The following is a 13,445-nucleotide window of genomic DNA, read 5'->3' on the forward strand; positions in this document are numbered from 1 at the left end:
ATTTGACGCGCTTTATTCAACTTTTCAAGAGGTTACTTTCCGAATCCATGTTAAACCGTCATGCGCAGCTTTGGTTGGAAATCATGCAACCATACCGCCTCTCTTAGCTGAAAGGGTCGGTCTATGTTGGAAAGCATCCAACGAATTGGCTGCTTTTTTCCTCCAGCGCTCTTGTAGTTTAATTTTTGCTGTAGAGAATCCAACATAGGGGAGAGAAAAGGACTAAATCCTGAATTTCGTTGGATGAAACCCAACGGGGGTGTGCCGAACGGGAATCTAGCGGGTGCGCTTGGCCGAAAGCTGAGCGGGCCCCGGGTAAAGCTCAAGGGCATCGATTGTTGCCGGCGCGGACGATCGATCTTTCACACGCCTGCCTTCTTGCGTAACACGCCATTCGGTAAACATTCATGGGCCCTAAGCGGTCCAGAAAGTCCGATGCGATCCGCTACTATGTAATAAGCCGTCCAACCTGTGTGAAAAATCAGGCTTTCTCGACCTCTATTTTCGCCGGATTGTTGATTTTGTAAGGCACGGGATGTTTCGTGAGCTTCTTGGCTACGATTTTTCCTTCAAACCTGATCGTATCCCCGACTTCCATCTTCAGCTTCTTGAGCGTGGCGCTGTGGTTGGACCAAGCTGTGCCGATCTCGGTTTCCGGCTCCGCAATAGCCACCGCTTCGTAGATCACCACTTCATCCTCCGTATCGGAAAAATGGTTCGGTACTGTCGTAAATTCCTTTACGGTTGCGGTCATGCGGACTTTTTCTTCGGGGAGCTGAGGCTTCGGCGCTTTTTTTGTCTTCGCCTTAGCCGGCTCTTCTGCTTCAGCTACTTTCGCTTCTGCCTTAACCGCTTCCGCCTCAGGCTTGATTTCCTCGACCGGCAAAACGGCTTCTTGCGGCGATTCGAGCTCCATGTTCGGAGACTCCGCGCCGTCAGCTTCCCCGCCGTCGGTTTTCGCGCTCTCCGGCTCCTCAGATCCTTCCGTCGCTGCTGCCAGCTTCTGCCCATAGTTCGCCGCTTGCATCTCCTTCAGGTAGGAGGGGTGAATGCAGTGCCGCTGCCCGTTGTCGAACTCAATCACCGCCGTCATTTTATCGACAAAACCGACGATGCTGCATGTCAGATTCATGCCGTTTCCTTTATAGACGAACGACTTTGTTTTGGAAGCTTTCCCGGAAAGCAAACCCCATTCTTTGCATTTGTCGATCTGTTCGGCCTCGCTGTCGAAGGCGATATACGCGGCCGGCTCGATGATGAACGAATGTACCATAACTTCCCCGCCTTTCTTTTTGTTCACGAATATTCTACCATAACGCACGGCAAAAAAGCTGCCGGTACGCTCGACCGACAGCTTGGGTCACGCCTATTGTCGGGAGAGCCGGGTCACCGGGCTACCGGGCCGACCTGTTGTTCGCTACACTGATTCCGCAATAGGTTTCGCTGCCGGACGAATGTCTTCCGCAGTTGTTGCAGCACTCGCCTTCGGCTGTCCGTTCGGATGGAACTCGTTTTCCGATTTTGCGACGATCACGGTCGCCACCCCGTTGCCGATCAGGTTTGTAATGGCGCGCGCTTCCGACATGAAACGGTCGACGCCAAGCAGCAGCGCCATGCCCGCAAGCGGAATCGACGGGAATGCGGCCAGCGTCGCGGCCAATGTGATAAAGCCCGAGCCTGTGACGCCTGCGGCGCCTTTGGAGGTCAGCATCAATATGCCGAGCAGGGTAAGCTGCTGCCATATCGATAGGTCTACGCCGGATGCTTGGGCGACGAATATGGCCGCCATCGACAGGTAGATCGCGGTGCCGTCCAGATTGAACGAGTAACCGGTCGGAATGACGAGACCGACGACCGGTTTGGAGCAGCCGTACTTCTCAAGCTTCTCCATCATGCGGGGAAGGGCGGACTCCGAGGAGGACGTGCCCAGCACGAGCATGATCTCTTCCTTGATGTAGGCGATAAATTTGAAAATGCTGAACCCGTACGCCTTGGCGATCAGTCCCAATACGACAATGACAAACAAGGCCATCGTAATATAGACCGAACCCATCAGCTTGCCCAAGGACGTGAGCGATTCAATGCCGAATTTGCCGATCGTGTACGACATAGCTCCGAATGCCGCAATCGGGGATACCTTCATAATCATATTGACGATGCCGAAAAACGCTTGCCCGAGCTTATCGAACAAATCAACGACCGGCTTGGCTTTTTGGCCCATAGCCGTCAACGACAAGCCGAACAGGATGGCGAAAAACAGAATGGGCAGCAGCTCTCCGCCCGCCATGGCCGCAATGACGTTCTCCGGCACGATCCCCACTATGAAATCGACGAATCCCTTACTGCTTTCAGCCGCCTTGTCCGTATATTGGGAGATATCGCCCGTCGCGCCGCCGGCGTCGAGGCCCGCGCCCGGTTTAATCAGGTTGACGACCACAAGGCCGATCGCGAGCGCGATCGTGGTAACGATTTCAAAGTAGAGCAGCGCCTTGCCGCCGATGCGGCCCACTTTTTTCATGTCACCCATGTTGGCGATGCCATGCACGACGGTAAAGAACACGATGGGCGCGATAACCATTTTAATCAGCTTGATGAACACATCGCCGAGCACCTTCAGTTTTTCTCCCGTGGCCGGGAAAAAGTGGCCGAGCAGGATGCCGAGCAGGATGGCAATGATGACTTGAACGGTCAAATTTCTGAAATTGATCCGTAATTTCATTGAAAACAGCCTCCCTTTCCGTTGGTGAAAACGCTTTATAATGCACCAAGTGTAAGAGAGAGGCGGCTGCAATACAAGAATAAGGTCATATTGGTCTATTTGGTCGTTATGGTCGACGGACTTCCTCCATGAGATCCGGTCCGACCGTTTGCGCAAATTCCTTGTAAATCGGGTTCAATTTTTCCGTCCAGAGCGCCTTGTCGTTTTCCGTCAACGCAATGATCTCCATATCGGCGTTATTCGCCAGCGCGCGAAGCCCCTTTTCGTTATTCAGCGCTTCTTGATTGTTCCACAGTGTCGTTTCCCGCAGCGCTTGCTCGATAATCAGCCGTACATCGGAGGGGAGACCGTTCCAGAACTCCTCGTTAAATACGACGACATATCCCAGGTAGCTGTGGTTGCTGATGGTCATATAGCGTTGAAACTGATACAAGCGTTTGCTGAGGATGTTGGAGACGGTATTTTCCTGTCCGTCGACGACCCCGGCCTCCAGATTGCGGTAAACCTCATTGAACGGCGTGCTGATCGTGCTCGCTCCAAGCAGATTGAACTGCCGTTCCAGCACTTCGCTGGGCTGGACGCGAAACTTCAAGCCGCGGAAATCATCCGGCGTCCGGAGCGGCCGGACATCGTTGGTCATTTGTCTGAAACCGTTGGACCAATAAGCGGCGCCCTTCATGCCGTAAGGCTCCAGCGTTTCGAACAGCCGCTTGCCCAGTTTCCCCTGCAGCGCCCGGTTGACATCCTGTTGATCGCGGAAGGCGAAAGGCAGATCCATGACATACCAGGCGGGATCTATGGCGTTCATGTTCGAGAAAGAAGGGGCTATCATTTGAATGTCGCCCCGCCGCAGCGCGGCGACCTCTGTTTTCTCCGAATACAGCATCCCATTCGGAAACACTTGTATTTCAACCCGATCGCGCGACTTTTTCTTGACAAGCTCGGCAAAACGGGCCGCTGCAAGTCCTTTCGGCGTGTTCTCCGCAACGACATGGCTGAATTTGATCACGATCCGGTCCTTCAGTCCGGTTTGCTCGTCGTCAAACGGGAGCTTTTCGCCGAAAATGGGCTGAAAACCGATCATATAGGCTGCCAGCAAGCCGAGCACGATAAAAATGCCGATTCCTGCCATCATTTTCAAGAGAGATTCCCCCAGTTGCTATTTTACGCTCATTATTTCACAATGATAGTCAAAGGTAAACCGCACGAAGGGAGGGACGGCAGCGTGCACCGGCTGCGCATCTATTGGAAAATCGTCCTGCTCTCGTTCGGACTCGTTCTGTTCTCCCTGCTGATCGGGGGCATCGTCCTGATCGGAAGCGTCATGCGGCTGCAGGAAAAGGAGCTCAGCCAGCGTCTGACCATCACGGCGCAGACGGTCGCCAATCTTCCGAGCGTGGTTGAAAGTATAAGCAGCAGTCCCGATCCCTCCGCGCACATTGCGCCGCTCGCAGACAACATCCGGATACTGAACGATGTCGCTTACATCGTCGTGCTGGATATGAACCGGAAGCGTTTGTCCCATCCGCTCTCCGAACGTATCGGTTCCACGTTCGCCGCGGAGGACGACGATCCTGCGTTCGCAGAGCACATGTATGTCTCCAAAGTGCGCGGCGAGGCGGGCATCGGGCTGCGTTCCTATGTCCCGATCATGAACGAAACCCGCGAGCAGATCGGCGTCGTCGTGGCGGGCGGCCTGCTCCCGGGCGTAGGCGAGCTGATCCGCGCGGAGAAACGGTCGATCGCGGTCACTTCATTTCTTTCCCTGTTCTTCGGCATTTTCGGTTCCGCGCTGCTCGCCCGTCACATCAAACGCCAGATGTTCGACCTGGAGCCGCACGAGATCGCCGGAATGTTTCGGGAGCGCACCGCGGCGTTCCAGGCGATGCATGAAGGCGTCATCGCGATCGACCGCAATGAAACGATCACGATTATGAATGAGCGTGCCAAACAGATTTTCGGGGTAAGGCACAATGTGACCGGACGACCGATTCGCGAGGTTATTCCGGGCACCCGCCTGCCCGAGGTGCTGAATTCGGGCCAGCCGATACTGGGCAAAGAGCTCAACATAGGCGGCACCGTCATCTGGAGCAATCGGATCCCGATCAGAGAGAACGGCGTTCCGGTCGGCGCCATCGCCATTTTCCAGGATCGAACCGATCTGACGAGGATGGCGGAGGAGCTCACCGGCGTACGCGAATTCGTGCACGCGCTACGCGCGCAAAACCATGAGCATATGAACAAAATGCATACGGTCGCCGGACTGCTGCAGCTTGGAAAACAGGCGGAGGCTCTGAATTATTTATTCGCCGTTTCCGAACGGCAGGAGGAAATCACCCGTTTTTTGCAGGGGCATTTCCACGATGACGGCGTCGCCGGGCTTCTCCTCGGTAAAATCAGCCGGGGCAAGGAGCTCGACGTCGAGATTACAATCGATCCCGACAGCCGTCTCGAGCTTTTTCCCGCGCCGCTTGACAGGCACGATTTTGTGCTGCTGCTCGGCAATCTCATTGAAAACGCATTCGACGCACTGGAGGATTCGGATGCCGCGCTGAAAGAAATTTATCTCAGCATCCGGCACGACGACAATCTGCTGAGCCTGTTGATCGAAGACAACGGCTGCGGCATGAGCGGAGAAACGAAGGAGCGCATGCTGGAGCGCGGATATTCAACCAAGGATGGAGAAAGCCGCGGGATGGGCTTGTATTTGTTGAACGAAATCGTGGTCAAAGGCAATGGCGTGCTCCGATGCGATTCCTCAATCGGCTTGGGAACGTCAATCGAGATTCTGTTACCGATGAAAGGGGGTGGAGACGGCTATGAACCAAACCGGGCAAGCGGAGATTCGGGTGCTGCTTATCGAGGATGACCCTATGGTCCAGGAGGTGAACCGGCTTTTTGTGGAGAAAGTGGACGGCTTTCGGGTAGTGGGAACCGCTTCCCACGGCATGGAAGGCCTCAAGCGGATTGACGAATTGCAGCCCGATCTGGTCGTGCTCGACATCTTCATGCCATCCCTCGACGGCATCGAGACGCTTCGGAGCATCCGGACGATGGAGCTGCCCGTCGACGTCGTCGTCGTGACCGCCGCCAAGGATACGGAAACAATCCGGGCGATGATGCGGGGCGGCGCGTTCGATTACATCATCAAGCCGTTCAAGCTGGAAAGGATTCGGCAAACGCTGGAACGCTATCGGGTACGGCATGCCGCGCTGCGGCTGGGAGAGTCGGTGACGCAGGACGAGCTTGACCGGATTCTGCAGAGCGGTGAGGCTGGAGCGCAGGATGCGCCGAACGAGGAATGGGCGGTCTCGGCGGACAATCTTCCCAAGGGACTGAACGCCGCCACGCTTAAGCAGGTGCTTGCCGTGATCAGGCATCAAGGCGGCAGACTTTCCGCGGAGGAGACGGCGGAGGGAGTGGGGATCGCCAGGGTAACGGCCAGAAGGTATCTGGATTATCTGGAGAAAAGCGGGATCGTGCGCCTTGCGGTTCATTACGGGGGCCTCGGGCGGCCGGTCAACCGCTATGAATTGGCGCGTGAACAAAATGACCATAAATAACAATATGAACGAAAGCTTCCCATTTCAGCCGTGTAAGCGATAACATACAGGCATCGGGGAGCGTGATGAAGATGGCGATGCCGAAGTCGGCGAGCAGCAATATTGTCGTGCGTGTTGAAATGGACAGGGATAAGGTGGCGTTCGGAACGATCGCTACGGCGATCGATGAAGCGGGCGGCGATATCGTCGCGGTCGATGTGAGCGGTACAGGCAGAAACGCGGACATCCGGGACATTACCGTCAACATTACCGAGACGAACAGCAAGGATCTCGTCGCCGGCGTGTTGAATAAGTTGCCGGGCGTTAAAGTTCTGCAGATATCGGACCAGACGTTTCTGATGCATCTGGGCGGCAAAATTGAAGTTGCGCCGAAAATGACGATTAAAACACGCGATGATTTGTCCCGTGTTTACACGCCCGGGGTGGCCAATGTGTGCATGGCGATCCACGATGATCCGGGCAGCGCCCATACGCTGACGATCAAGCGCAATACGATCGCCGTCGTATCCGACGGCACCGCGGTGCTGGGGCTGGGCAATATCGGCCCGATGGCCGCGATGCCTGTGATGGAAGGCAAGGCGATGCTGTTCAAGCAGCTTGCCGGGGTAGACGCATTTCCGATTTGTCTGGATACGCAGGATACGGAGGAAATCATCGGCACGATCAAACGGATTGCTCCGGCATTCGGCGGAATCAACCTGGAGGATATCTCCTCGCCGCGCTGCTTCGAGATCGAACGGCGGCTCATTGAGGAACTGGATATTCCCGTATTTCACGACGACCAGCACGGCACGGCGGTCGTGCTGCTCGCCGGCTTGTACAACGCGGTCAAGCTGGCCGGCAAACGCCTCGAGGATTGTAAAATCGTGCTCTGCGGAATCGGCGCGGCCGGCATCGCGTGCACGAAGATTCTGCTCTCGGCCGGCGCGACGCGGATCGTCGGGGTAGATCGCGACGGGGCGCTTGTGCGCGGCAAGGCATATGCCCATGAGGCATGGCAGTGGTATGCCGAGCATACGAATCCGCAGTTGGAGACCGGAGCATTGTCCGACGTCATAGCCGGCGCGGATATTTTCATCGGCGTATCGGGGCCGGGTGTGCTGAAGCCGTCGGATATCCGCAAAATGGCAACAGACCCGATCGTCTTTGCGATGGCCAATCCGACACCCGAGATTGCGCCCGAGGAAGCCGAAGGGCTGGTCAGGGTCATGGCAACCGGCCGTTCCGATTATCCGAATCAAATTAACAATGTGCTTTGTTTTCCGGGATTGTTCCGCGGCGTGCTCGATTGCCGGGCGTCCAGGGTCACGGAGGAAATGAAGCTGGCGGCGGCCAAAGCGATCGCTTCGGTCGTCGGCGAAGCGGAGCTTAACGAGTATTACATTATCCCGAGCGTATTCAATCCCCACGTGGCCGATCGGGTAAAGGAAGCGGTAATGCAGGCGGCTTACGCGTCAGGAGTGGCCCGCAGACGCGAACGGGGTGTCTAGCCCGACTGTAAAAGCGCGATGTCCGAGTGCATGATGACGGATCGCGCTATCTCGCTTTTTCCCCGGCCGGAAACCACCTGCGCAGCTTGAAGCTTCTTCTTGACGGAGATGGCTGCTTCCCCGCCTCGATTTGGAAATGCAGGAACAGGCTTGTGATCCATTTGGACACCAGCATGATTGCAATATACAAGAGGAAGAAATGAAAAAAATTGACTCCTTTATACATTTGAATCAAACCGAAGCTTACCAAAGCGGGCTTCACCAGGAAGGAAAAAACGAAGCACAAGCCGATTCCGAACAGATAAAAGTTTTTCTTCCGGTTGATCGTCCATTGGTACAGCAGCATGAAAACGACCGGAACGAAGGACGTATCCAAAGCCACGCTGCTCGGCAATACCGGTACGATTTTGTAGGGATAGTTCCACAGACCGCGGGTAACTCCCAGCGTGTCGATATACTGGAACCACACGTGGACATTAAAGCCGAAGAACCCGATAAGCAGCGCTCTTTTGCGGTCCAGCAAAATGAACAGCGCGGCCAAAGGCAGCAGCAGCATGGCCAGCAAAAACCAAAATTGCCACGTGCCCATATGGGAATAGGTTTGCCAATAATCAAACGTCAATTTGGACATGGTTTCGTGCGCTTTGTTGATTTGCTCAAATTGTTTGCTTTGTTCCGGTGTCACCGTTCTCGCCACCCTTTGCAAGCGTATATTGGATTTCCGGGTTATGTTATCCATCAGCGGTGACATTCAATCGCCGGATCAAGAAAAAACCTTGGGAGCAGGCGAAGATGCCTCCCAAGGTTTTGTCCGTTTCACACGCCCTTCATACCGGCTTGCGCCGCCATCAGTAACTCCGACAAGGTATTATATGGTTATTTTATTTAAATAATCAACATTTAGCATTTAGTAACACCAATTCAAAAGCCCCGAGTAAGAAGCAACTTCTCCAAGAGGTACACGGTGTCCTGTTTATATTGCAAAAAAATAGCAGCTTTTTTAATCGATAACCCTCGATACGACAGGCTTTTTTCAGATTTTAAGCACATTTCTTTCCGAATCCATGTTCAAAAACCAGGTGAGTAAGAAATGTCTCGGTTTATGTGGAGATGCGTAACATGTTAACCGGTAATTGGATAAAGATAATTACAAAAGAGAACTGCCGACAGGTACTTTGTCGACAGTTAAAGGTTTCCTGTTTTTGGCGGCTTATTATTAGTGAACTACTATTCTTCCTGAGAAGATTTAAATCTCTTCCGTTCCGTCTTAACCTCGTTTTCAAAGGCTTTCTTGTATTTCTTGTATTCACTAGATGATACGATCTCTTCCTTGCTCGTGGCAGAGAGGATAATGCTTGAGTTCGGTCCAGATACCAATAGGCTTCCGTCAGGTTGAGCGTAACCAGCGATGATATGGTATTTACCGACCTCAAGGAGTTGGTCACGCTCATACAGCACTACAGATTTTTGATCCTGGGTAATTCCGCCTTTTTTCAAAATTTCGAATTCGGTGTCCTTTTTAAGTTTACCTTTAATATTGTCGATTACTGTGATGGAGTACTTCGTGTAAGGGTCGCTTACTTCCTTAGAACCAGATTCTGTTTCAATGGAAACGGGGTTTTTGTAAATCGTTTCCATTTCGGAATTGATTTTAGCGACAAAGATGTAATCTGCATCTCCGACAATTTCATTAATATTCTCCACATCAATACTGAATGAGCCAGCGAGATTCGTGATCGGTAGCTGACTCTTGTCAACGGGGCTGCCGGTGCTACTCGAACATGCACCGAGAACCAGTGTGACCGCAAGGATAATTCCTGTCAAAAGTAAGCGTCAAATCCTACCCACCTATCAAGCGTTTTAGTCCCATGAGATAATCTTCCTCAGAATGATGCGAGGAGGATTTTTTATGACGAAGACTGAGTTAAGAGATGTATGGATCGCCCGGATCAAGGATCATCAGTCTAGCGGCGAACGTGTTGCGGCCTGGTGTGAACGCAATAAGGTTACACAGCGCCAATTCTGGTATTGGAAGCGGAAATTGAAAAATGCGGATATACAGGTTGCCACAGCTGGTTCACAACAATGGATTACTTTTCTCCCAGAAGAAAAGTCGTCCGACGGGGTTTCTCCATTGCTTATCAAAATTGGTTCGGCAAGCATTGAGGTCAGGGCTGGTTTCGAGCCATCTTTATTTGCCGAAGTCGTAAGGACGCTGAAAGCCATATGCTGAGCGAGGTTCAGGTAGATCGCGTTTATTTGGCATGCGGCAGTACGGACATGCGAAAATCCATAGACGGACTCGCCGCTCTGGTCAAAGAGGGATTCGAACTGGATCCGTTTGCTCCCGCGCTGTTCGTCTTTTGCAACCGACATCGGGATAAACTGAAAATCCTCCATTGGGAGCATAACGGATTCTGGCTCTATTATCGCCGCCTAGAGCGCGGCACGTTCCGCTGGCCCAAAGATACGGATGCGACACCGCTGAAGATTAATCGGCGTCAGTTGCGCTGGCTGCTTGACGGACTAACGCTGGAACAAAGACAGGCGCATCCAGAGGTGAAGGCCCGCATTGTGGTTTGAAAATATTCACTGAATTGACATATTGTACACTACATTCGTACAGGAAGTCCGCGGCTTCCTAGCGAATGAGTAAGTATGGAAAACCCAGTGATCGAGATACCCGATACAATTGAACAATTGCAAGAGCAGAATGTGAAACTGCATGTGCAAGTCGCTGAACTTTCCGCCAAAGTCAAATGGTACGAGGAACAGTTCCGCCTTGCGCAGCAGAAACGGTTCGGCACATCCAGCGAACGTTCGCATCCAGATCAGCTCTTGCTGTTTAACGAAGCCGAGTCCGAAGCAGATCCTGCACGCGATGAGCCGGCCTTGGAGACCGTTACCTATAAACGCAAGAAGCAACAAGGTAAACGGGAAGCCCAGCTTCGCGATCTTCCTGTAGAAACGATCGAGTACCGGCTGCCAGAGAACGATCAGGTTTGCCCTTGCTGCGACGGCGCCTTGCATGAAATGAGCACCGAAGTTCGCGCGGAACTGAAAGTCACCCCGGCTGAAGTTAGTGTGGTGAGGAAGGTTCGCTACGTTTATAGCTGCCGCAAGTGTGAGCGGGAAAATACCGAAACGCCGGTCATTACAGCTCCTATGCCAAATCCGGCACTTCCGGGCAGCCTGGCTTCGCCTTCAATGCTCGCGTACACGATGGTTCAGAAATATGGATATGCGCTACCGCTTTACCGTTTGGAGGAGATGTTCTCCAGCCTTGGCGTTGAATTGTCCCGGCAGACGCTGGCCAATTGGATGATCGAGGGCTCAAGCCGGTGGCTTCAGTTACTCTATAACCGGATGCAAGTGCATCTACGTGCAAGGGACATTCTGCATGCCGACGAGACGACGCTTCAAGTGCTGCGGGAACCGGGGCGCTCGGCAGAGTCGCAATCGTATCTGTGGTTATATCGTACAGGGCGGGAGGGCCCGGCGATTGTCTTGTATGAATATAAGGAGACGCGCGGCGGCGAGCATCCTCGCAAGTTCCTATCCGGATTTCGCGGCTACCTGCACGTCGATGGTTATTCCGGTTACCACAAGGTGGAAGATGTAACGCTCGTCGGATGCTGGTCGCACGCGAGGCGCAAATTCGATGAGGCGCTAAAGGCGCTGCCGGATGGCAAGCAGAAGGCTGCGGTCACAACCCGGGAAGGGCTTGACTTCTGCAATAGGTTGTTCGCCATTGAGCGGGACATGAAAGACAGTTCGCCCGAGGAACGTCTGAAGATCCGAACGGAGCAAAGTCGCGCCGTGTTGGATGCTTTTTTGGCGTGGCTTCGCATGAATCGGTCGCGTGTACTGCCGAAAAGCAAGCTCGGCGAGGCGATTGCCTATTGCTTGAACCAATGGGCGAAGCTCGAAGCGTTCATGTTGGATGGACGGCTGGAATTGGATAACAACCGAAGCGAACGCTCAATCAAGCCATTTGTGATCGGCCGCAAAAACTGGTTGTTCAGCAACACGCCGCGCGGCGCCAAAGCCAGTGCGACGATCTATAGCATCATTGAAACGGCCAAGGAAAATGGCTTGAATCCATTCGCCTACTTCACATGGTTATTTGAGGAGCTGCCTCAACTCGCGGATCCGAAAGATCCCCAGGCGCTCGACAAGCTGCTCCCGTGGTCGGATGCATTGCCGCAGACTTGCCGTAAGCCAATCCAATCGGATGTCTGATAATCATAGATTAACAAAGTCCCCATCTGATATACAGGTGGGGACTATTTGACGCTTACTGTCAAAATTCTTTTCATATTAACAATCCTTCCCTTCTCCTTTAATATGTTAAGTAAGCATCGTCGTATGAGTCTTTATCTGTTCGGGATAAGCTCGTGATGGAGAGTTTTCCTTGTTGCATGATATCCGTAGATCCAGAAGTGTGGTCTAGTCCCAGTGCGTGGCCAAATTCGTGTGTTGTCGTTTTGGTGCGTTGATCGGCAGTCATGGTGTCGTAGTGGTAATCGTTAAGTTTAATAGTGCCGCACGAGCATGTTTCACCCAAAGTAGTAGATACTTCGTAAAAATCACTGACAAATACATCTTCAACAACCCAAATGCTGTCAGGTCTAATGACACCCGATTTGTATCCATTCCAGAGGTTTACGGCATTGGTGACGCTTGTGCCGTATTTCGTGTTGCTATCCCAATCCAGATTTTTTCCGCTATCAACGAGATCCCATCCTTGTAGTGCGGCATAAGCAGTAGGTGGTGGTGTGATTAAAGCGATAGCAAGTGCAACAACTCCTAGAAATGTACTTACCTTTTTGTTAAGGTTAATTTTAGGTATACATCCTTAAATTTTCCTTTATATCGATTGAATCATACAAGTTTCGTAGATGGTTGTCAATAGATTTGGTATCATTGGTTTGCTTTTTTCGAATGTTAAACTGTAAGCGTCAAATAGTCCCCACCTTGTAGGTAAACACGCGGCAGGTCAATGGAAATTCCAGTGACCATGGCAATAGCTTGTCCAACGCTTCCTGATCTTTCGGGTCTTGGAGATTCTGTAAATGACCCCTCGTCATGGATGAAGGCAACCCGATCTCCTTCGCTTAAGTAAATCGAGGATGCTTTTCGGAATGGTGATTTTTCCCATGTAGCTAATTCTTGAATAATCCATGCTTTCGCAAAACCTTCCTTACATTCTGTACATTCTTTACTTATACGACATATTGTCATTTTTATAAAGTTCCGATTTCCAGGTTGTAATTAGAACTTCAAAGCATTTTACGTTTGCATTGCCCATTATAGTAGGCTTGGTTGTATGCTGATTTCAATGGAATAATTCCGAGACTAACCATTTTAGGAACTTTTCTCGGAGGGGATCATGTGAAGCGAAATTGGGAGCTGGACGAGTTAAGCGAGCATTTTACGATTTTACCCAACGAGATGCGCTTGATTGAAAATAAGCAAAGTGAAAACAAAATCGGTTTCGCTGTTCTCCTCAAATTTTTTCAGAATGAGTCCCGTCTCCCAAGTCAAAAATTTGAAGTGCCGAAACCGGTTATTGCTTACATTGGCAAGCAAATTTTATGATCACTAATCTGACGAAATATTATCGCCGACTACAATTGGGTTTGCATCATAATTATTATTTTGGACGGAACG

The 13,445-nt window shown here is 52.1% G+C and carries 14 protein-coding genes; 8 read left to right on the forward strand and 6 right to left on the reverse strand.

Features of this window, described 5'->3' with window-relative positions; genetic code table 11:
• Window positions 1–208 (forward strand): hypothetical protein (locus RWM61_RS14105; protein WP_314001866.1); only part of this gene is annotated, 208 nt, incomplete at its 5' end.
• Between the two features lie 273 nt (window positions 209–481).
• On the opposite strand, the gene RWM61_RS14110 is transcribed toward RWM61_RS14105, so the two are convergent.
• From RWM61_RS14110 to RWM61_RS14120, 3 genes are all read right to left on the reverse strand, one after another.
• On the reverse strand, window positions 482–1,273 hold the full coding sequence (locus RWM61_RS14110) for a hypothetical protein (protein WP_314001868.1): 792 nt from the start codon (window positions 1,271–1,273) through the stop codon (window positions 482–484).
• A gap of 144 nt (window positions 1,274–1,417) precedes the next feature.
• Window positions 1,418–2,719 (reverse strand): dicarboxylate/amino acid:cation symporter, encoded by a 1,302-nt coding sequence (locus RWM61_RS14115; protein ID WP_314001869.1) that lies wholly within the window; start codon window positions 2,717–2,719, stop codon window positions 1,418–1,420.
• A 106-nt stretch (window positions 2,720–2,825) separates the two neighbouring features.
• On the reverse strand, window positions 2,826–3,860 hold the full coding sequence (locus RWM61_RS14120; RefSeq protein ID WP_399538663.1) for a DctP family TRAP transporter solute-binding subunit: 1,035 nt from the start codon (window positions 3,858–3,860) through the stop codon (window positions 2,826–2,828).
• Between the two features lie 84 nt (window positions 3,861–3,944).
• Here RWM61_RS14120 and RWM61_RS14125 point away from each other — a divergent pair, with 84 nt between their 5' ends.
• From RWM61_RS14125 to RWM61_RS14135, 3 genes are all read left to right on the forward strand, one after another.
• Window positions 3,945–5,588, forward strand: coding sequence for a sensor histidine kinase (locus RWM61_RS14125; protein ID WP_314001871.1), 1,644 nt, complete (start codon window positions 3,945–3,947; stop codon window positions 5,586–5,588).
• Complete coding sequence (locus tag RWM61_RS14130; RefSeq protein ID WP_314001873.1) at window positions 5,539–6,282, forward strand: response regulator; 744 nt, start codon at window positions 5,539–5,541, stop codon at window positions 6,280–6,282. Before RWM61_RS14125 ends, RWM61_RS14130 begins: the two co-directional genes overlap by 50 nt.
• Before the next feature lie 71 nt (window positions 6,283–6,353).
• Complete coding sequence (locus tag RWM61_RS14135; protein ID WP_314001875.1) at window positions 6,354–7,772, forward strand: NAD-dependent malic enzyme; 1,419 nt, start codon at window positions 6,354–6,356, stop codon at window positions 7,770–7,772.
• 46 nt (window positions 7,773–7,818) lie between these two features.
• Here RWM61_RS14135 and RWM61_RS14140 read toward each other — a convergent pair whose 3' ends face one another.
• Both RWM61_RS14140 and RWM61_RS14145 read right to left on the reverse strand, forming a co-directional pair.
• Window positions 7,819–8,457 carry a CBO0543 family protein gene (locus tag RWM61_RS14140; RefSeq protein WP_314001877.1) on the reverse strand — a complete coding sequence of 213 codons (639 nt, stop codon included), beginning with the start codon at window positions 8,455–8,457 and terminating at the stop codon, window positions 7,819–7,821.
• 542 nt (window positions 8,458–8,999) lie between these two features.
• Window positions 9,000–9,596 carry a cell surface protein gene (locus RWM61_RS14145; protein ID WP_314001879.1) on the reverse strand — a complete coding sequence of 199 codons (597 nt, stop codon included), beginning with the start codon at window positions 9,594–9,596 and terminating at the stop codon, window positions 9,000–9,002.
• A gap of 85 nt (window positions 9,597–9,681) precedes the next feature.
• Here RWM61_RS14145 and tnpA point away from each other — a divergent pair, with 85 nt between their 5' ends.
• From tnpA to tnpC, 3 genes are all read left to right on the forward strand, one after another.
• The gene (gene tnpA, locus RWM61_RS14150; RefSeq protein WP_036581435.1) at window positions 9,682–10,005 is read left to right on the forward strand and encodes an IS66 family insertion sequence element accessory protein TnpA; all 324 of its coding nucleotides are present in this window, start codon (window positions 9,682–9,684) and stop codon (window positions 10,003–10,005) included.
• The gene (tnpB, locus tag RWM61_RS14155; protein WP_036581432.1) at window positions 9,999–10,355 is read left to right on the forward strand and encodes an IS66 family insertion sequence element accessory protein TnpB; all 357 of its coding nucleotides are present in this window, start codon (window positions 9,999–10,001) and stop codon (window positions 10,353–10,355) included. Before tnpA ends, tnpB begins: the two co-directional genes overlap by 7 nt.
• Before the next feature lie 75 nt (window positions 10,356–10,430).
• Complete coding sequence (gene tnpC, locus RWM61_RS14160; protein ID WP_036581430.1) at window positions 10,431–12,014, forward strand: IS66 family transposase; 1,584 nt, start codon at window positions 10,431–10,433, stop codon at window positions 12,012–12,014.
• A gap of 100 nt (window positions 12,015–12,114) precedes the next feature.
• On the opposite strand, the gene RWM61_RS20315 is transcribed toward tnpC, so the two are convergent.
• Window positions 12,115–12,282, reverse strand: coding sequence for a matrixin family metalloprotease (locus RWM61_RS20315; RefSeq protein ID WP_399538676.1), 168 nt, complete (start codon window positions 12,280–12,282; stop codon window positions 12,115–12,117).
• Between the two features lie 884 nt (window positions 12,283–13,166).
• Between RWM61_RS20315 and RWM61_RS14165 the strand changes: the two genes are divergently transcribed.
• The gene (locus RWM61_RS14165; RefSeq protein WP_314001884.1) at window positions 13,167–13,373 is read left to right on the forward strand and encodes a DUF4158 domain-containing protein; all 207 of its coding nucleotides are present in this window, start codon (window positions 13,167–13,169) and stop codon (window positions 13,371–13,373) included.
• Window positions 13,374–13,445: the final 72 nt, after the last annotated feature.

The organism is uncultured Paenibacillus sp. (assembly GCF_963515335.1).
Taxonomy (GTDB): Bacteria; Bacillota; Bacilli; order Paenibacillales; family Paenibacillaceae; genus Paenibacillus_I.